Below are 19,567 nucleotides of genomic sequence, written 5' to 3'. Positions count from 1 at the left end.
CCCGCGAATGAAACACCGCAGATCAACACCCTTGTCTCAAGTCGCCCCGCCCCTGGCCGTTATACTGGCAGTGGCAGCGCGCCCGGCATTATTACATGTGCCACCCCGCTGCCAAGAGGGCTGGCTCGACAGGTTGTATACAATCATGACGGAAATCAATAGTCTCGGCGCACAAAGCGCATTCGCGGCGCAGGTGGCCAAGGCCAGCCTGACCGGTGAGCTGCTGCGCCTGAGTCAACCGCAACCCGGCCTGATCCCCCCGGGCCAGACTGCCCAGGCCGAAGTGCTGAACCTGCGCCAGGTGGGCCAGGACTTCATGATGCTGTTGCGCCTGAGCCTGCCCAACGGCAACCAGGCCCAGGTGCAGGCCAGCGCCAACCAGCCGCTGCCCCCTGGCAGCCAGATCACCCTCGGCCAAGCCGACGGCAACCGCCTGGCGGTCGTCTTGCAGCAGGCCAGCGCCAGCAACATCGCTACCCTCACGCAGCTCGACACCGGCAAGATACCGATCGGCACCCTGCTGCAGGGCAAGGTCCTGACCAGCCAGGCGCTGCCGGGCGCCACAGCGTTCCGCTCATTGGTGAGCCTGCTCAACAGCAGCCAGGCCGGCGCCACCCTGACCCTCGACAGCCCACGCCCGTTGGCGGTCGGCAGCCTGCTCAGCGCGCTGGTGCAAGGCGACCAGTCGCTGCGCTTCGTGCCCCTGAGTGGCCGTCAGGATCAACTGACCATCGCCCAACAACTGCTGACCCAACAAAGCCGCCAGGCTTCGCTGCCAACCTTGCTCAATGCCTTGCAGCAGATCGCCAGTGCCCCTGCCGGCAACAGCGAGCTGAGTGCCACGGCGGCACGCCTGCTGGCCAGCCTGCCTGACCCTACGCAACTGGGCGATGCCAAGAGCATCGCCCAGGCGCTGAACAACAGCGGTGCGTTTCTCGAAGCCAAGCTGCTCGGCGGGCTGGGCGCCGCTGTCACGCCGGACCTCAAGGCACAACTGGTGCGCCTGGTGGCGCAGATCCTGCCAGGTGTTCCGAGCAACCCGACCTTCAACCCGGCCCTGGCCGCCACCGCCCTGGCTCAGGTCCTGCCGGGCATGGCCCGCAGTGCCCTGGGCATGCTCGACCAGGTCAGCAGCCGACCTCAACCTGGTGCCTTCCCCCTGCCCTCGCGACTGCTGCAGAGCCTGGAAGAAAAAGGCGACCTGCAGCAATTGCTGCGCCTGGCCGCCGCCGCCATCTCGCGCGTACAAAGCCATCAACTGGCCAGCCTGCAGCAGACCGGCACCACCGAGAGCGGCAACCAGCAGACCACCTGGCAAACCGAGATCCCCTTGCGCCACGGCCAGGAGTTCATCCCGCTGCAGGCCAAGCTGCAACGCGAGGACACCCCACAGCAGCAGGCCGACCCGCAGCGCGAGCAGCGTGATCCGCTGCAGTCGCTGTGGCGCATCGAACTGGCCTTCGACCTGCCACCACTGGGCCCGCTGCAAGTACAGGCACAACTGAGCCAGGGCCGCCTCAGCGGCCAGCTGTGGGCCGAGCGTCCACAGACCGCACAACTGATCGACAGCCAGCTCGGCAGCCTGCGCGAACGCCTGCTCGCCCGTGGCCTCGATGTGGGTGACCTGGCCTGTCACCCCGGCACCCCGCCGCAAGGCCCGCGCACACGACTGGAACAACGCTGGGTGGACGAAACCGCATGAACAACAAAGCCCCCCGCCAGGCCATCGCCCTGAGTTACGACGGTGCACAGGCACCGACCTTGAGCGCCAAAGGCGAGGATGAACTGGCCGAGGCGATTCTCGCCCTGGCCCGCGAACATGAAGTGCCGATCTACGAAAACGCCGAACTGGTGCGCCTGCTGGCCCGGCTGGAACTGGGCGAACAGATCCCCGAGGCCCTGTACCTGACCATCGCCGAGATCATCGCCTTCGCCTGGCAGTTGCGCGGCAAACTACCGGCGAATTTCGACGACACGCCCCCAGGCGAGCGCGATATCACCCCCGGACCGCACCTGCCCCTTCCCGACGCCAGCAGTATCTAACACCCCGCCCATTACCGAACCGCTGTTCGATGAACTTGCCAAGCGCCAGCAGCAAAGGTCATACGCCGATGCCGACAGCCAGATCGTCAGCAATCACCAGATCGACAAGGCGCGCTGGAGCAGCTACCTCAATGCCGCCATGACCCTGCTCGCCCCCGTGGCCATGGTGGTTCCAGCACTCACCCCGCTGCTGGCCGCAGGAGGGCTGGCCCAGTTCGGCCTGGGGCTGGACAAGGCAATCAACGGCAACACGCTCGCGGACAAGGCCGCTGGCGTGACGGCGCAAGCCTTTGGTCTGTTCAATGCGCTGCCATTGCTGGGCAACGCCCGTTTCCGGCCCGATGCACTGTTCAGCTACTGTCGGCCAGGCTTCGTCACCTTTGGCCAGATGCTGCAGCCCGTGGAAGAAGCCAGCGAGGCCCTCGCCCTGCAACCGTTGGCGCCAAAGCGCTGCCCACCTGCGGATGGCATGCCCGTCCACAGGCAGGGTCGCAGATATCTACCACTGCCGTCGCCACGAAAGCGCCACGCTGGGTCTCCCCCTGCCCAAAAGGTGATGTCATGCTTTCGACTCGAATCAACCCCGCCGGCGTGCAGTACGTACGCGACCATCTGGCTAACCTTCCGCGTCCCGACCATGAAGTCGGCCGCAGCATACAGACCTGGCTGCGCGCCCAAGGCGTGCAACTGGCGCCCGATCAGATCGAGGTCGTGACCCTGCATGTCCGTGAACCAGGTTCCGGCATACCCCTGGCGCAGGTGATCCAGCGCGTCAGTCTGATCGAAGCGGTGCTGATGAATTGGCAGGGTGAGTCAAACAACAATGTGTTCGACGCGCTGTTCGAGCACCCATGGGCCGGAACCTTGCCTGCAGGCAAGATCCGCATCGTCGACACCTTGCCTTCTCCACCGATTGGCCACAACGGTGACTGGTACCGCGTCTTCAATGGCCTGTTCCGCCGCACCGATGATTCGCGCTTCGACTCCACGACGCTGCTGACAATCTCCGCCGAAACCCTGCAAAGCCATATCGAGGCCCTGGATTACCACACGCAGTACAAGGCATTGCTCGACACCTATTGGGCCGCCCATCTGCAAACCTATGGCCAATCCTGCAAGCTCAACTTCATCGCCGCCTGCAACAAGCAGGTCAGCGAAGGCAGCCTAAGCGATCCGGCAAGGCGGCTGATCTGGCGCGCAGCCAAGTTGCTACCGCGCGGCAGGCTGCGCCTGAGCGCCCTGAGCATCTATGGCTATGCTTCCACCGACCTGTTGTACATCAATGATGTGGCAAGCGACCTCACCGTGCTGTACATGCCTGGCAACAGCTCGCCGCTGCTCGAATTCGCCAGCGAAGAGGCGATGAAGGACTGGATCGGCGAACAGTGCAAGGACGCCGGTAAACGTAACGCACTCAAGCGCCACTTCCGCCTCGCCGATGGCCCTCAGGGCATTGATTTCAGCGGTCTGGACACTGCCCTGGAAGGGCTTGGCGCCTACCCCGCCAGACACAACCTGCCACCGGAGCATGGTTTTTTCAACGACGACGGAACCTGGCCGCCACGGACCTACGTCAACTACCGACCCGGCAAGTACAATCCCAAGATCAAGGGCGACCTGTTCCAGGCCCTGGCCAAGCGCCAACGCCAGCGTACCTACGACGATGCGGACTTCCTCATCACCAGCGACAGCGAGGTGACGAAGAAAAGGTGGCAAGGCTATCTGAACACCACCCTGAATCTGGTCGCCCCCCTGACCCTGGTGGTTCCCGGACTGGCACCTTTGATCGCCATCGGCGGGCTGGCACAGGCAGGGTTGGGCCTGGACCAGGTCATCAACGGCAAGCATCTTCAGGACCAGCAAGCAGGCGTTAGCAACCTTGCCTGGGGCCTGTTCAATGCCCTGCCGCTGGTTGCCCAGGGGGTGGCCAAGAGCACGACCTTGTTCGAGGTCAAGAGCGAAAGCTTCGTCCCTCCTCGGCGCCTGAACGAGCAGATCGGCTACCCACTGAGCCCGATCAGCCCGCCACGCCTGCCGGAACTGGATGCCGCCCCCTACTTCCACAACCACAGCTCGGTCACGCCACTGCCGGGGGCCGATCAGACCGTCGCCGACTCGGTGATCCGCGTCCCCAAGTACGACGGTTCGCTGGACGACCTGGACGCCAGCATAGGCGGCTACAACGTGCGCATGATCTATGACATGGAAAAGAATGCCTTCATCATCGAAGGCGATGAGAACAGCATTGAACCGATCCGCCATGTTGCCCTGCCCCACAGCAAAGACCTGGAGCCCGTCGAAGGTCCGCGCGAGGTCACCGACGCCATGCGCACCAGCACCTTGCGCGCACTGGGTATCGACCTTCCCTTGCCGGTGCAACTTCCGACCCTTGCCGAGAATCGCCTGCCCATTCCCAAGACCTTCTCTTCACTATGGGTCGGCGGCAACGTGATGGACCAGGACCTGATTCGCAACCTGGCCAACAACGCCAGCCACCTGCAGAACAGCGAATATCGGCTACGCCTGTTCCTGTCCAATGCGTCCCCTGCGGCCTTCGAGGAAAATCTGCGCCTGCTCAACGAACAAGCTCCCGGCGTACAGGTTCTGCCGCTGGAAGAGCAAGCGTTCTTCCGCAGCTTCAGCCAGAGCAAGTACCACGCGCAGTACCAGGCTGCCCTCGACGGCAATGGCGGCGTGGCGCGCAACTATGCCTCGGCCGCAGATGTGCTGCGCTACCAGATGCTCTATCACGAAGGTGGCGTATACATTGACGTGGACGATACGCTATTCACGCCCGGCGAGATCGTCGATGGCAAGCCTGCACCAGCCGTCGATCAAGTCGAGCTGCGCACCACCCCCGACGGCCTGTTGCTGGCACCTGCGATGTCCAACGAAAAGATGGGCATGAACTGCCTCTTCAACAACAGCTTGATCGGCAGCCATCCGGGCAACCCGACGCTGGAAGCGATCAGCGAAGAGATGCACACCCGCTACCTGGCCCGCCCCGATTTCTACGACAGCAAACCCAGCGTGGCCGAAGACCCTCTCGGCTTTTACCGCTACGCCCAGCAGTTGAGCGAGCTCACCGGCCCCGCCCTGCTCACCCAAGTCGTCGACCAACGCCTACCGGGATTGGCAACCTTGCGCCAGATCAACAACTTGTGCGGTATCCCGCGGGTCAACTCGTACCTGTTCGTCGACCTGCCGCAGGCTCAGAAACTGACCGACGAACTGCTGCCACTGGGTCGTGTGGCGAAGGTGGGAGGCAGCAACTCGTGGGCACGAACGTGAAATGAAACAAGGCGATCGATTGATCGCCTTGTTTTACCGTTATTCCCGACGATGCAACTTGCTCATCAACTCAGCCTCCGCCTGGGTCAGCCCGCAGCTTTCGGTGAGTTCGGAAACGCTCGCGCCCATCCCCACCAGCTTGGCGGCCTGGGAGAAGGTGACATTGTTGGGATCGCGCTGCTCCAGTTGCAGCAGCCTGTCAGGCAGCGGCGAGACCGCCGCGCGCAGTTCGTGAATGGCCTCGCCCATGCGCACGGTGACGTTCTGGTAATCATCCAGACGTTTGGCCAGGTCCTTGATGCGCTGGTCACGCAGCGCATCGCCCTGGGCCTGCTGGCTGGCCATCTCGCGCTGGCGCTTGCTGTAGTTGAGGAAAAACCACAGGCTCAGCGCCCACAGCAGCGCCAGAAGGATTACCGCAGCCTCGAAGATCACCTCAGATGTTCTCCAGCTCCGACCACTCTTCCTCGGTCATCATCTTGTCCAGCTCGACCAGGATCAGCAGCTCGCCGTTCTTGTTGCAGACGCCCTGGATGAACTTGGCCGACTCTTCGTTACCGACATTCGGCGCCGTCTCGATCTCCGACTGGCGCAGATAGACCACTTCGGCCACGCTGTCGACCAGGATGCCGACGACCTGTTTGTCCGCCTCGATGATCACGATACGGGTATTGTCGGTGACATCGGACGGCATCAGGCCGAAACGCTGACGGGTGTCGATCACGGTGACCACGTTGCCGCGCAGGTTGATGATACCGAGCACATAGCTCGGCGCACCCGGCACCGGAGCGATCTCGGTATAGCGCAGGACTTCCTGCACCTGCATGACGTTGATGCCGTAGGACTCGTTGTCCAGACGGAAGGTGACCCACTGCAGGATCGGATCTTCGGAACCCTGTGCAGACGACTTTTTCATTCCCCTAGCCCTCTCAATCCGCCGTTGGCGGTGTGCTCGTTGTCGCCGCGGCAGCTGCGGCGCCGATTCAGTTGTGTTTGGTATTCATCTGCTTGACCGCACCGCTGGCGATCAATTCGGCCAGCTCGGCAACGTCGAGCAAGGCACACATGTGTTCGATCACCGTACCGGCCAACCACGGGCGCTGGCCACGCTGGCTGCGCCACTTGATCTCGGCCGGATCCAGGCGCAGCGAGCGGCTGACCTGATGCACCGCCAGCCCCCACTCGTAGCCCTGCACGGAAATCACGTACTGCAGGCCTTGACGGAAATCGTCACGGTAGCGGTCTGGCATGACCCAACGCGCGGTGTCCAGCACCTTCAGGTTGCCGGCCTGGCAACTGAGGATGCCGAGGAACCAGTCCGGTTGGCCGAACAGCGGCGTGAGCTCCTGGCCGGCCAGGCTGTAGATCGAGCCCAGGCACACCAGCGGCACCGCCAGGGTCAGCCCGGCCACGTCGAACAGCAGGCATTCGAAAGGCTCCGCTGCCCAGGCCGGACGACCATCGGCGGTGGCCGGTGGAACCGGTGCAGCAGGCGCCGGCAGGTGAACTTCGACCAGCGGTGCGACCGGCTCGATGGCCTGTGCTTCGGTCAGCACCGGGATGGCCGCCTCGGCCAGCACCTGGTCGTCGACCACGCTGACCACCGGCTGCACCGGCGGCAACACCGTGGGCAGTACATTGGCCACAGGCTCGGCGAACGGCTTGAGCGCTACCACCGGAGCGGGTTCGCGGCGCGCATCACGGGCCTGCTCTTCGCGCACGGCCGCGGCGAATTCGTCGCTGGGCTCAGGTGCCTCTGCCTGCGCAACCGGCAGCGGCGCCTCGGGCACCGAGGCCGGTTCAGTGGCTTCCTGCAACAGACCGTCGAGGTAGGACTGCAGGGCGAGTTGCGGCTTGCTGGTGATCTGCGGAGCGCGGTTCATCAGGCCACCTGCAATGCGTTGCGGTACGTCAGCAGGTGCTTGAGCAGCGCCCGGTAGGCGGTCACACCGCGGCTCTTGCCGTCGAACTGCGAGGGCGTGACACCGTTGCGGCTGGCATCGCGCAGGCGCGTGTCGACCGGAATATAACCTTGCCAGACCTGCTCGCCGTAGGTGTCGCGCAGCACTTTGAGCGTGCCGAGCGAGGCCTGGGTGCGGCGGTCGAACAAGGTCGGGACGATCTGGAAGGGCAGTGCCTGCTTGCGTGAACGGTTGATCATCGCCAGGGTGCCGACCATGCGCTCCAGGCCCTTGACCGCGAGGAACTCGGTCTGCACCGGGATCACCAGTTGCTGGCTGGCCGCCAGGGCGTTGACCATCAGTACGCCCAGCAAGGGCGGGCTGTCGATCAGGGCAAAGTCGAAATCCTGCCATAGCTGCGCCAGACTCTTGGCGATTACCAGGCCCAGGCCATTCTGGCCCGGCGACTGGCGCTCCAGCACCGCCAGTGCAGTGCTCGAAGGCAGCAGCGAAATGCGCTCATGGCTGGTCGGCAGCAGCAATTGCCCCGGCAGCCCTTCGGGCACCACGCCCTTGTGCAGGAACAGGTCGTAGCAGCTGTGCTCCAGAGCGTCGGGATTGTGCCCGAAATAGCTGGTCATCGAGCCGTGCGGGTCGAGGTCGACGACGACCACGCGCTTGCCCGCCTCGGCCAGCAGGCCGGCCAGGGCGATGGTAGTGGTGGTCTTGCCGACGCCACCTTTTTGATTGGCTACTGCCCAGACTCTCATCGTGCGTTGCTTCCTCCCAGCATGGGCGAAATGTCCCGCCGGGAACGGTTTTATAGATTCGGTGACGGAGATTTGACGGGATTGCTCCCGACCGTCGTGGCTGGCGTAGCTGGTGCACTTTGTGTGCCAGCACGGCGCAACGCCGCGTCCGGGGTGGCATTGGCACTGCCGGAGCCAGTCAGGCTGCGGCGCACCTCGAGGTTGCGCGAAATCACCAGCACGACCCGGCGGTTGCGCGCCCGGCCGTCAGCGGTATCGTTGCTGGCGACCGGCTGATACTCGCCGTAACCCACCGAGGCCATGCGCGCCGGGTTCACCCCTTCCATCGCCAGCAGCCGCACGATGCTCGCGGCCCGCGCCGAGGACAGTTCCCAGTTGGTCGGGTACTGGGCGGTACGGATCGGCAGATTGTCGGTGAAGCCTTCGACATGCACCGGGTTGGCGAAGGGTTTGAGAATCCTGGCCACCTTCTCGATGATCTCGAAGGCGATATCGCTGGGCATGGCGTCGCCGCTGCCGAACAACAAGGCCGAGTTGAGTTCGATCTCCACCCACAGCTCATTGCCACGCACGGTCATCTGGTTCGACTTGATCAGGTCGCCGAAGGCATCGTCCACCTGGTCGGTGATGGTCTTGAGCGGATCGACGCTGGTCTGCCCCAGGCCCGCATCGACCTGGTCACTGTCCTTGATCAAGGGTTCTGCCGGCTTGATCGTCAGCGGACGTTCATCGCCGATCGGGATCGGCTTGAGGCTGCGCTCGGGGTCGTTGAACACCCCGATCAGCGCCTGGGAAATGACCTTGTACTTGCCCTCGTTGATCGAGGAGATCGAGTACATCACCACGAAAAAGGCGAACAGCAAGGTGATGAAGTCAGCGTACGAGACCAGCCAGCGCTCGTGGTTCTCGTGCTCCTCGGTATGGCGACGACGACGCATGGCTTACTCCATGAAGCCTTGCAGCTTCAGCTCGATCGAGCGTGGGTTCTCGCCTTCGGCGATCGACAGCAGCCCCTCGAGCAGCATCTCGCGATAACGCGACTGGCGCATGACGATGGCCTTGAGCTTGTTGGCCACCGGCAGCAGGATCAGGTTGGCACTGGCCACACCATAGATGGTGGCGACGAAGGCCACGGCAATGCCGTTACCCAGTTGCGACGGGTCTGCCAGGTTGCCCATCACATGGATCAAGCCCATCACCGCACCGATGATGCCGATGGTCGGCGCGTAGCCGCCCATGCTCTCGAAGACCTTGGCCGCCTGGATGTCACGGCTCTCCTGGGTGAGGAAATCGACCTCCAGAATGCTGCGGATCGACTCAGGCTCAGCGCCATCGACCAGCAGCTGCAAACCTTTGCGTGCGTACGGGTCCGGTTCGGCATCGGCGACGCCCTCCAGCCCCAGCAGGCCTTCCTTGCGCGCGGTCAGGCTCCAGTTGACGACACGGTCGATACCGCCGGCCAGATCGACCCGTGGCGGGAAGAAGATCCAGCGCAGGATCTGCAACGCACGCTTGAACGCCGACAGCGGCGACTGCAGCAGCGCTGCGGCCAGGGTGCCGCCGATCACGATCAGCCCGGCCGGGCCGTTGAGCAGCGCGCCGACATGCCCGCCTTCAAGGAAGTTGCCACCGACGATGGCGACGAACGCCAGGATCAGGCCGATAACGCTGAGAACATCCATCAGACACAGGCCTCTACGAGGTGCTTGCCGATCTCGTCCAGGCTGTACACGGCGTCAGCCAGGTTGGCCTTGACGATGGCCATGGGCATGCCGTAGATCACGCAGCTCGCCTCGTCCTGGGCCCATACGGTGCTGCCGCCCTGCTTGAGCAGGCGAGCACCTTCGCGTCCGTCGGCGCCCATGCCGGTCAGCACGACCGAAAGCACCTTGTCACCGTAGGTCTTGGCCGCCGAGCCGAAGGTGATGTCTACGCAGGGTTTGTAGTTCAGGCGTTCGTCACCCGGCAGGATCTTCACCGTGCCACGGCCATCGACCATCATCTGCTTGCCTCCCGGGGCCAGCAGTGCAAGGCCTGGACGCAGCACATCACCGTCCTCGGCCTCCTTGACGCTGATCTTGCACAGCTTGTCGAGGCGCTCGGCAAAGGCCTTGGTGAACGCCGCCGGCATGTGCTGGATCAGCACGATGGGTGCCGGGAAGCTGGCGGGCAGTTGCGTCAGCACCCGCTGCAGGGCCACCGGGCCACCTGTGGAGGTCCCGATCGCCACCAGCTTGTAGGGCTTGCGCTTGGGCGTCGGCGAATGGCTGGCTGCGGCGCGCACCGGTGCCGCAGCACGAACCGGGGCAGTGCTGCCCAGGGTGCTGGCCGGAGCATGGCTGGTGCTGGGCGCGGCACTGGCAACCGGGCTTGGCGCGTGACTGGCGAAACTGCTGAAACGGCGATTGCTGCGCGAGATGGTGTGGACCTTCTCGCACAGCATCTGCTTGACCTTCTCGGGGTTACGCGAAATATCCTCGAAGTTCTTCGGCAGGTAATCGACCGCCCCTGCGTCCAGCGCATCGAGGGTGACACGCGCGCCTTCGTGGGTGAGCGAAGAGAACATCAGGACCGGCGTCGGGCAGCGCTGCATGATGTGCCGCACGGCGGTAATGCCGTCCATCATCGGCATCTCGTAGTCCATGGTGATCACATCAGGCTTGAGCGCCAGCGCCTGGTCGATCGCTTCCTTGCCGTTGGTCGCGGTGCCGACCACCTGGATGGTCGGGTCCGCCGAGAGGATTTCCGAGACACGGCGGCGGAAGAAACCGGAATCATCCACCACCAGGACCTTGACTGCCATAAACACTCCATTAGGCGGCGCAACCGCCAGGTCGCGCCGCCGAAATCAAATACGCCGGGCGGCGTAACGCTTGAGCATGCTCGGGACGTCGAGGATCAGCGCGATACGACCGTCACCGGTGATGGTGGCGCCGGACATGCCCGGGGTGCCCTGCAGCATCTTGCCCAGCGGCTTGATCACCACCTCTTCCTGGCCCACCAGCTGGTCGACCACGAAGCCGATACGCTGAGTGCCGACCGACAGGATCACCACATGCCCTTCGAGCTGCTCCTCATGCTGCTGGTCCTGGACCAGCCAGCGCTTGAGGTAGAACAGCGGCAGCGCCTTGTCGCGCACGATCACCACTTCCTGGCCATCGACCACGTTGGTGCGCGACAGGTCGAGGTGGAAGATCTCGTTGACGTTGACCAGCGGGAACGCGAACGCCTGGTTGCCCAGCATCACCATCAGCGTCGGCATGATTGCCAGCGTCAGTGGCACCTTGATGATGATCTTCGAGCCCTGGCCCTTGGCCGAGAAGATGTTGATCGAGCCGTTGAGCTGGGAAATCTTGGTCTTCACCACATCCATGCCCACACCGCGGCCGGACACGTCGGAAATCTCGGTCTTGGTCGAGAAGCCCGGGGCGAAGATCAGGTTGTAGCAATCCGACTCACTCAGGCGGTCGGCTGCATCCTTGTCCATCAGGCCCTTCTCGACCGCCTTGGCGCGCAGGACGTTCGGGTCCATGCCCTTGCCGTCGTCGGAGATCGACAGCAGGATGTGGTCACCCTCCTGCTCCGCCGACAGGACCACCCGACCGGTGCGCGCCTTGCCGGAGGCCTCGCGCTCTTCGGGGGTCTCGACGCCATGGTCGACCGCGTTGCGCACCAAGTGCACCAGCGGGTCGGCCAGGGCCTCGACCAGGTTCTTGTCCAGGTCGGTCTCTTCGCCGACCAGCTCCAGGTTGATTTCTTTCTTGAGCTGGCGGGCCAGGTCGCGCACCAGGCGCGGGAAGCGGCCGAAGACCTTCTTGATGGGCTGCATGCGGGTCTTCATGACCGCGGTCTGCAAGTCGGCGGTGACCACGTCCAGGTTGGACACGGCCTTGGACATGGCCTCGTCGCCGCTGTTCAGGCCCAGGCGCACCAGGCGGTTACGCACCAACACCAGTTCGCCGACCATGTTCATGATTTCATCCAGGCGCGCGGTATCGACCCGCACCGTGGTTTCCGCCTCGCTGGCGCCGTGCTTGTCGGCAGCCGGGGCTGCAGCGCGTGCAGGCGCCGCAGCGGCGGCAGGCTTGGCGGCTGGCGCGGGTGCAGGCGCCGGTTTGGCGACGGGTTTGCTTTCAGCCTTGGCAGCAGGTGCGGCCGCCACGGCAACGGCAGGCGCTTCAGCCGCAACGGCATCGCCACTGAACTTGCCCTTGCCATGCAGTTGGTCCAGCAGGGCCTCGAACTCGTTGTCGGTGATATGGTCGCCGACAGGTTCGGCCGCCGGTGCAGTGGCAGTGCTGGCGGTGGCTTCGACGCTCGGCAGTGCATCGGCGGCAAAAGCGCCCTTGCCATGCAACTGGTCGAGCAGCGCCTCGAACTCTTCGTCGGTGATCTCGTCACCGGCCGGCGCCGCGACTGCAGCCTCCGGCTCGCTCGCCGCGACTTCCGGCGAGAACTGACCCTTGCCATGCAACTGGTCGAGCAGCGATTCGAACTCGGCGTCGGTGATCTCGTCAGCGCTGCCGGAAACGGCTTCGCCCTGCGACTGCTCGGCCGCCTCGGCCTGGGCCTTGACCGCGTCGAGGGAATCGAGCAGTTGTTCGAATTCGGTATCGGTGACGTCCGCCTCGGCAGCCGGTGCCTCGACGACGGCCGCGGCCACGGCAACCGGTGCCACGGCATCGGCGCTGGCCGGTTCAGCCAGGCGCGACAGCGCGGCGAGCAGCTCTGGCGTGGCCGGGGTGATGTCGCTGCGCTCGCGAACCTGGCCAAACATGCTGTTGACCGTATCCAGCGCTTCGAGCACCACATCCATCAGTTCGGCATCGACCCTGCGCTCTCCCTTGCGCAGGATGTCGAAGACGTTCTCGGCAATGTGGCAGCACTCCACCAACTCATTGAGCTGAAGGAAGCCGGCGCCCCCTTTTACAGTGTGAAAACCGCGAAAGATCGCATTGAGCAGGTCCGCATCGTCAGGTCGGCTTTCCAGCTCGACCAGTTGCTCGGACAGTTGCTCGAGGATTTCGCCGGCTTCTACCAGGAAATCCTGAAGGATTTCTTCATCGGCGCCGAAGCTCATTAAACGTGCTCCCTAAAAACCCAGGCTGGACAGCAGATCATCGACATCGTCCTGACCGGACACGACGTCTTCACGCTTATCGGCATGAATCTGCGGACCTTCACCCCGAGTTGGATGTTTTTCTTCATCTTTTTCAGCACGCAATTGATCGTGGTCATGTTCGATACCGGCAAAGCGGTCGACTTGACTGGCCATCAACACGAGCTTGAGCAGATTGCTTTCGACTTCGGTGACCAGTGCGGTCACCCGCTTGATCACCTGCCCGGTCAGGTCCTGATAGTCCTGAGCGAGGAGAATATCGTTGAGGTGGCCGGCCACCTTGCGGTTACCTTCGGCGCTGTGCGTCAGGAAACTGTCGACGCGCTTGACCAGCTCACGAAACTCCGGCGCCGCCACCTCGCGACGCATGAAGCGCTGCCAGTCGACGGACAAGGTCTGGGCCTCGCTCGCCAGGTCGTTGAGCACCGGCGTGCTCTGCTCGACCAGGTCCATGGTGCGATTGGCCGCGTTCTCGGTCAGCCGGACCACGTAGGACAGCCGTTCGGTGGCGTCGGTGATCTGCGACACTTCCTCGGCCTGCGGCATGCGCGGATCGATCTGGAAACTGACGATGGCGCTGTGCAGCTCGCGGGTGAGCTTGCCGACCTCCTGGTAAAGGCCACGGTCACGGGTCTGGTTGAGCTGGTGGATCAGCTGCACCGCCTCGCCGAACTGGCCGCGCTCCAGGCTTTGCACCAGCTGCTCGGCGTGCTTCTTCAGGGTCGACTCGAACTCCCCCAGAGAATCGTTTCTTGATTCCATAGCGCCCCCAGACATGGCTCAGCCGTTGACGCGTTCGAAGATCTTCTCGATCTTTTCTTTGAGTACCTGCGCGGTGAAAGGCTTGACCACGTAGCCGTTGACGCCGGCCTGGGCCGCTTCGATGATCTGGTCGCGCTTGGCCTCGGCGGTCACCATCAGCACCGGCATGCCCTTGAGACGGTCGTGGGCACGTACCTTGCGCAGCAGATCGATACCGGACATGCCGGGCATGTTCCAGTCAGTCACCAGGAAGTCGTAATGACCGCTTTCGAGCATCGGCAGGGCCGTGGTGCCATCGTCGGCCTCGTCGGTGTTGGTGAAGCCCAGATCACGCAACAGGTTCTTGATGATCCGCCGCATCGTCGAGAAGTCGTCAACGATGAGGATTTTCATATCTTTGTTCAATTAGACCTCCAAGCAGTCTTAAACGCGCTCGTCTGGCAAGCGCGCGCTCAATCAATTCGGCACCACGGAAAACGACTGCATCGAACCCGGGTTCACCGTGCCCGCCATTCACCCAACCGGCTGCGCAGACGCGCTGCGCACTGGCTGTGCAACTGGCTGACACGCGACTCGCTGACCCCCAGCACTTCCCCGATTTCCTTGAGGTTCAACTCTTCGTCGTAGTACAGCGCCAGGACCAGGCGCTCGCGCTCCGGCAGGTTGGCGATCGCGTCGGTCAGTGCGGCCTGGAAGCGTTCGTCTTCCAGATCCCGCCACGGCTCGACCTGGCCGCTGGCACCGTCCTCGTGCAGCCCTTCGTGTTCGCCGTCCTGCAGCAGGTCGTCGAAACTGAACAGGCGGCTGCCCAAGGTATCGTTCAGAATCCCGTAATAATCGTCGAGACTCAATTGGAGTTCGGCAGCAACCTCGTGATCTTTAGCGTCACGACCGGTTCTTGCTTCGACGGCGCGAATCGCGTCACTGACCATGCGCGTGTTGCGGTGCACCGAACGCGGCGCCCAATCGCCCTTGCGCACCTCGTCGAGCATGGCGCCACGGATGCGGATGCCGGCATAGGTCTCGAAGCTCGCCCCCTTGCTGGCGTCGTACTTGTTGGCCACTTCCAGCAGGCCGATCATGCCGGCCTGGATCAGATCCTCGACCTGCACGTTGGCCGGCAGGCGCGCCAACAGGTGGTAGGCGATGCGCTTGACCAGCGGGGCATAGCGCTCGACCAGCTCGTACTGGGCGTCTTTGGACGCCTTGCTGTACATCTTGAATCCGCTCGCGTTCATAGCACCGGCCCCGCACTGGTAGGCTGCACCAGGCGCTCGACGAAGAACTCCAGGTGCCCACGCGGGTTGGCCGGCAGCGGCCAGCTGTCGACCTTCTGCGCAATGGCCTTGAAGGCCAGGGCGCACTTGGAGCGCGGGAAGGCCTCGTACACTGCGCGCTGCTTCTGCACCGCCTTGCGCACGCACTCGTCGTAGGGCACGGCGCCGACGTACTGCAGGGCCACGTCGAGGAAGCGGTCAGTGACCTTGGTCAGCTTGGCAAACAGGTTGCGCCCTTCCTGCGGGCTCTGCGCCATGTTGGCCAGGACGCGGAAGCGATTCATGCCGTAATCGCGGTTGAGCAACTTGATCAGGGCGTAGGCATCGGTGATCGAGGTAGGCTCGTCGCACACCACCAGCAGCACCTCCTGCGCGGCGCGGACAAAACTGACCACCGAGTCACCGATACCCGCAGCGGTGTCGATCACCAATACGTCGAGGTTGTCGCCGATCTCGCTGAACGCCTGGATTAGCCCGGCATGCTGGGCCGGCGCCAGGTGCACCATGCTCTGGGTGCCCGAAGCCGCCGGCACGATGCGTACGCCGCCCGGCCCCTGCAGCAGCACGTCGCGCAGCTCGCAGCGTCCTTCGATGACGTCGGCCAGGGTACGTTTGGGGGTCAGCCCCAGCAGCACGTCGACGTTAGCCAGACCCAGGTCGGCGTCCAGCAGCATGACCCGGCGGCCGAGTTCGGCCAGCGCCAGGGACAGGTTCACTGAAACGTTGGTCTTGCCGACGCCACCTTTGCCACCGGTGACGGCGATCACCTGTACGGGATGCATGCTACCCATGTCTGTTCTTTACCTTGTCTCGCGTGGGACCCGCCCACTTGAAGGGCCGCTGTCGACCCCCTGCGCCGTTCATCTTCAACCCGCGCGCTTATCGGGATTGTGGTAGAGATCAGCGAACATGTCGGCCATGGCCTCTTCGCTGGGCTCTTCCTGCAACTGCACGCTGACCGCACGGCTCACCAACTGGTGCTTGCGCGGCAACTGCAGGTCGTCCGGAATGCGCGGACCATCGGTGAGATAGGCCACGGGCAGTTCGTGACTGATGGCCAGGCTCAGCACTTCGCCGAGGCTGCCCGTTTCATCGAGCTTGGTCAGGATGCAACCGGCCAAGCCACAGCGCTTGTAGCTGTGATAGGCGGCGGTCAGCACCTGCTTCTGGCTGGTGGTGGCCAGTACCAGGTAGTTCTTGGCGGCGATGCCGCGACTGGCGAGCGACTCGAGCTGCATGCGCAGGGCCGGATCGCTGGCCTGAAGGCCCGCGGTGTCGATCAGCACCACGCGCTTGCGCAGCAGTGGTTCCAGGGCCTGGGCCAGCGACTGGCCCGGATCGACATAGGTCACCGGCACATTGAGGATGCGCCCGAGGGTCTTGAGCTGCTCCTGGGCACCGATGCGATAGCTGTCCATGCTCACCAGCGCCAGGTGCTGCGAGCCGTACTTGAGCACGTAGCGTGCCGCAAGCTTGGCCAGGGTGGTGGTCTTGCCCATGCCGGCCGGGCCGACCATGGCGATGACCCCGCCCTCCTCGATCGGCTCGACCTCAGGCACCTCGATCAGGCGCGCCAGGTGCGCCAGGACCATGCGCCAGGCCTGGCGCGGGTCTTCGATTTCACCGGCCAGGTCGAGCAGTTCACGGGCGATCGGGCCAGACAGGCCCAGGCGCTGCAAGCGACGCCAGAGGTTGGCCTGCTGCGGCTTGCTGCCCTGCAGCTGGCCCCAGGCAAGCGAGCCGAGCTGCACTTCGAGCAGCTCGCGCAGGCCCGAAAGCTCCGAACGCATGGCATCGAATACGCGCTTGTCCACCGCCGGAGCTGCCGGGGGCGGCGCAGGCACCGGCGCTTCCACATGCGGCTCGACCAGTGGCTCGGACGCGGTCAGCGACAGGCCGGCAAACAGTTGCCGGTTGCCGAGCTCGGCGTCACCACGCCCGTCCAGCTCGGCCTGGGCGGTGGCGATGCGCGAATGGGTCTTGCGCAGCTCGTCCTCGAGCTCGACATTCGGCACGCGTGGGGCCAGGGCGGACAGTTTGTAGTCCAGCGCGGCCGTCAGTTCGACACCGCCGGCGATACGCCGGTTGCCGATGATCGCGGCATCGGCGCCAAGCTCATCACGGACCAGTTTCATGGCCTGACGCATATCGGCGGCGAAAAAACGCTTAACTTGCATAACCCACTACCTCAGCCATTAGGGCCCACGGTGGCAACGATGGTGACTTGCTTGTTGTCCGGTATTTCCTGGTACGCCAGCACATGCAGGTTGGGCACGGCCAGACGACCGAATCTCGACAGCATGGCACGGATCGGGCCGGCGACCAGGAGAATGGCCGGCTGGCCTTGCATCTCCTGGCGCTGCGCCGCCTCGATCAGCGAACGCTGCAACTTCTCGGCCATGCTCGGTTCAAGAAGAACACCGTCTTCCTGACCCTGCCCGGCCCTTTGCAAACTATTGAGCAAGATCTGTTCCAACCTTGGTTCAAGGGTGATCACAGGCAGCTCGGACTCAACGCCGACAATGCTTTGCACGATGGCGCGGGACAAGCCGACCCGCACCGAAGCCACCAACGCGGCGGTATCTTGACTCTTGGCGGCATTGTTGGCGATGGCCTCGGCAATGCTGCGGATGTCACGCACGGGCACCTGCTCGGCAAGCAGGGCCTGCAGGACCTTGAGCAACCCCGACAAGGAAATGACACCCGGCACCAATTCCTCGGCAAGTTTCGGCGATGCCTTGGACAGCACCTGCAGCAACTGCTGAACCTCTTCATGGCCGATCAGCTCGTGGCAGTGCTTCTGCAGAATCTGGTTGAGGTGAGTGGCGACCACGGTGCTGGCATCGACCACCGTGTAACCCAAGGACTGCGCCTGGGCGCGCTGGGCCACATCGATCCACACCGCCTCCAGGCCAAAGGCCGGGTCGCGCGCGGCGATACCATTGAGGGTGCCGAACACCTGCCCAGGGTTGATCGCAAGCTCGCGGTCCGGGTAGATCTCGGCCTCGGCCAGGATCACCCCCATCAGCGTCAGGCGATAGGCACTGGGCTGCAGGTCGAGGTTGTCGCGAATGTGCACGGTGGGCATGAGAAAGCCCAGGTCTTGCGAGAGCTTCTTGCGCACGCCCTTGATCCGCGCCAGCAACTGGCCGCCCTGGTTGCGGTCGACCAGCGGAATCAGGCGATAGCCGACTTCCAGGCCGATCATGTCGATCGGGGTCACGTCGTCCCAGCCCAGCTCCTTGGTTTCCATGGCGCGCTGCGGCGATGGCAGCAGATCCTGTTGGCGCTGCGCTTCCTGCACGGCCAGGAGCTTGGCCTTCTGCTGTTTCTTCCACACCAGGTAGGCGCCACCACCGGCCATCAGGCCGAGGCTGAGGAAGGCGATGTGCGGCATCCCCGGCACCAGCCCCATCACCACCATCAGCGCGCCGGAAACAGCCAGCGCCTTGGGCGAATCGAACATCTGCCGGTTGATAAGCTTGCCCATGTCCTCGGAGCCCGAGGCGCGGGTGACCATGATCGCGGCCGCAGTGGACAGCAGCAGCGAGGGCAACTGCGCCACCAAACCGTCACCGATGGTCAACAAAGCGTACACCTTGCCGGCGTCGCTGAAGGTCATGCCATGCTGCAGCATGCCGATGAGCATGCCGCCGATAAGGTTGATGAACAGGATCAGCAGGCCGGCGATGGCGTCGCCACGCACGAACTTGCTGGCACCGTCCATCGAGCCGTAGAACTCGGCCTCCTGGGCCACCTCGGCGCGACGCGCCTTGGCCTGGGCCTGGTCGATCAAGCCGGCGTTGAGGTCGGCGTCGATCGCCATCTGCTTGCCGGGCATGGCGTCGAGGGTGAAACGCGCGCTCACCTCGGAGATACGCCCGGCACCCTTGGTCACCACGACGAAGTTGATGATCATGAGGATGGCGAACACCACCGCACCGACCACGTAGTTGCCGCCGATCACCACCTCACCGAAGGCCTGGATCACCTTGCCCGCCGCTCCGTGGCCCTCCTGGCCGTGGAGCATGACCACTCGAGTCGAGGCGACGTTGAGCGCCAGGCGCAGCAGCGTCGCCACCAGCAGGATGGTCGGGAAGGCGGCGAAATCCAGTGGGCGCAGGGCGTAGACGCAGACCAGCAGGACCACGATCGACAGCGCGATGTTGAAGGTGAAGAACACATCGAGCAGGAACGGCGGGATGGGCAACATCATCATTGCCAGCATCACCAGCAGCAACAGCGGCACACCCAGGTTCCCCCGACCGAGACCGGCCAGGTTGTTACGGGCGTTGCTGATTAACTGAGCGCGATCCACCGGGTATCCTCTTCAAGCAAAACTTTGACGCCTGGACGGCGCTTGGGCGTGGCTTTGCAAGAAGCTTTCCAACTTTGCCTGGGTGC

18 protein-coding genes are annotated in these 19,567 nt (G+C 63.9%); 3 read left to right on the top strand and 15 right to left on the bottom strand.

Annotated features, from left to right (window positions below; all coding sequences use genetic code 11):
• Nucleotides 1–145 precede the first annotated feature (145 nt).
• Nucleotides 146–1,702 (top strand): flagellar hook-length control protein FliK, encoded by a 1,557-nt coding sequence (locus tag HU729_RS10120; protein ID WP_186709806.1) that lies wholly within the window; start codon nucleotides 146–148, stop codon nucleotides 1,700–1,702.
• The gene (locus tag HU729_RS10115; RefSeq protein ID WP_186666388.1) at nucleotides 1,699–2,043 is read left to right on the top strand and encodes an EscU/YscU/HrcU family type III secretion system export apparatus switch protein; all 345 of its coding nucleotides are present in this window, start codon (nucleotides 1,699–1,701) and stop codon (nucleotides 2,041–2,043) included. Before HU729_RS10120 ends, HU729_RS10115 begins: the two co-directional genes overlap by 4 nt.
• 58 nt (nucleotides 2,044–2,101) lie before the next feature.
• On the opposite strand, the gene HU729_RS10110 is transcribed toward HU729_RS10115, so the two are convergent.
• Nucleotides 2,102–2,476: a hypothetical protein gene (locus tag HU729_RS10110; RefSeq protein WP_186666390.1), complete on the bottom strand. Its 375-nt coding sequence runs from the start codon at nucleotides 2,474–2,476 to the stop codon at nucleotides 2,102–2,104.
• Between the two features lie 128 nt (nucleotides 2,477–2,604).
• On the opposite strand from HU729_RS10110, the gene HU729_RS10105 reads away from it, so the two are divergent.
• Nucleotides 2,605–5,334 (top strand): DUF6543 domain-containing protein, encoded by a 2,730-nt coding sequence (locus HU729_RS10105; protein WP_186709804.1) that lies wholly within the window; start codon nucleotides 2,605–2,607, stop codon nucleotides 5,332–5,334.
• Nucleotides 5,335–5,373: 39 nt separating this feature from the next.
• Here HU729_RS10105 and HU729_RS10100 read toward each other — a convergent pair whose 3' ends face one another.
• The 14 genes from HU729_RS10100 to flhA form a co-directional block, all read right to left on the bottom strand.
• Nucleotides 5,374–5,769, bottom strand: a complete 396-nt coding sequence (locus tag HU729_RS10100) for a DUF2802 domain-containing protein (protein WP_186709803.1) — start codon at nucleotides 5,767–5,769, stop codon at nucleotides 5,374–5,376.
• A 1-nt stretch (nucleotide 5,770) separates the two neighbouring features.
• A complete protein-coding gene (locus HU729_RS10095; protein WP_016393802.1) occupies nucleotides 5,771–6,250 on the bottom strand; it encodes a chemotaxis protein CheW in 480 nt (159 codons plus the stop codon).
• Between the two features lie 67 nt (nucleotides 6,251–6,317).
• Complete coding sequence (locus HU729_RS10090; protein WP_186709802.1) at nucleotides 6,318–7,217, bottom strand: CheW domain-containing protein; 900 nt, start codon at nucleotides 7,215–7,217, stop codon at nucleotides 6,318–6,320.
• On the bottom strand, nucleotides 7,217–8,005 hold the full coding sequence (locus HU729_RS10085) for a ParA family protein (RefSeq protein ID WP_186666398.1): 789 nt from the start codon (nucleotides 8,003–8,005) through the stop codon (nucleotides 7,217–7,219). Before HU729_RS10085 ends, HU729_RS10090 begins: the two co-directional genes overlap by 1 nt.
• 50 nt (nucleotides 8,006–8,055) lie before the next feature.
• On the bottom strand, nucleotides 8,056–8,943 hold the full coding sequence (gene motD / locus HU729_RS10080) for a flagellar motor protein MotD (protein ID WP_186666400.1): 888 nt from the start codon (nucleotides 8,941–8,943) through the stop codon (nucleotides 8,056–8,058).
• Nucleotides 8,944–8,946: 3 nt separating this feature from the next.
• Entirely contained in the window at nucleotides 8,947–9,687 is a 741-nt protein-coding gene (locus tag HU729_RS10075) for a flagellar motor protein (RefSeq protein WP_186666401.1), read from the bottom strand.
• Nucleotides 9,687–10,808 carry a chemotaxis response regulator protein-glutamate methylesterase gene (locus HU729_RS10070; protein WP_186709801.1) on the bottom strand — a complete coding sequence of 374 codons (1,122 nt, stop codon included), beginning with the start codon at nucleotides 10,806–10,808 and terminating at the stop codon, nucleotides 9,687–9,689. The genes HU729_RS10075 and HU729_RS10070 overlap by 1 nt, the downstream gene beginning before the upstream one ends.
• A gap of 45 nt (nucleotides 10,809–10,853) precedes the next feature.
• Nucleotides 10,854–13,085: a chemotaxis protein CheA gene (locus HU729_RS10065; protein WP_186709800.1), complete on the bottom strand. Its 2,232-nt coding sequence runs from the start codon at nucleotides 13,083–13,085 to the stop codon at nucleotides 10,854–10,856.
• Between the two features lie 12 nt (nucleotides 13,086–13,097).
• The gene (locus HU729_RS10060; RefSeq protein WP_186666404.1) at nucleotides 13,098–13,886 is read right to left on the bottom strand and encodes a protein phosphatase CheZ; all 789 of its coding nucleotides are present in this window, start codon (nucleotides 13,884–13,886) and stop codon (nucleotides 13,098–13,100) included.
• Nucleotides 13,887–13,904: 18 nt separating this feature from the next.
• Nucleotides 13,905–14,279: a chemotaxis response regulator CheY gene (locus HU729_RS10055; protein ID WP_104881405.1), complete on the bottom strand. Its 375-nt coding sequence runs from the start codon at nucleotides 14,277–14,279 to the stop codon at nucleotides 13,905–13,907.
• Between the two features lie 104 nt (nucleotides 14,280–14,383).
• A complete protein-coding gene (fliA, locus tag HU729_RS10050) occupies nucleotides 14,384–15,124 on the bottom strand; it encodes an RNA polymerase sigma factor FliA (protein ID WP_186666405.1) in 741 nt (246 codons plus the stop codon).
• A complete protein-coding gene (fleN, locus tag HU729_RS10045; RefSeq protein ID WP_016393812.1) occupies nucleotides 15,121–15,954 on the bottom strand; it encodes a flagellar synthesis regulator FleN in 834 nt (277 codons plus the stop codon). The genes fliA and fleN overlap by 4 nt, the downstream gene beginning before the upstream one ends.
• Nucleotides 15,955–16,029: 75 nt before the next feature.
• The gene (flhF, locus tag HU729_RS10040) at nucleotides 16,030–17,340 is read right to left on the bottom strand and encodes a flagellar biosynthesis protein FlhF (RefSeq protein WP_186666406.1); all 1,311 of its coding nucleotides are present in this window, start codon (nucleotides 17,338–17,340) and stop codon (nucleotides 16,030–16,032) included.
• An 11-nt stretch (nucleotides 17,341–17,351) separates the two neighbouring features.
• A complete protein-coding gene (flhA, locus tag HU729_RS10035; protein ID WP_186666407.1) occupies nucleotides 17,352–19,481 on the bottom strand; it encodes a flagellar biosynthesis protein FlhA in 2,130 nt (709 codons plus the stop codon).
• Between the last annotated feature and the right edge of the window lie 86 nt (nucleotides 19,482–19,567).

Origin of the sequence: Pseudomonas sp. RW10S2 (genome assembly GCF_014268985.1) — a bacterium.
Lineage (GTDB): Bacteria > Pseudomonadota > Gammaproteobacteria > Pseudomonadales > Pseudomonadaceae > Aquipseudomonas > Aquipseudomonas wayambapalatensis.
This window is presented reverse-complemented; position numbering and strand designations above follow the sequence as displayed.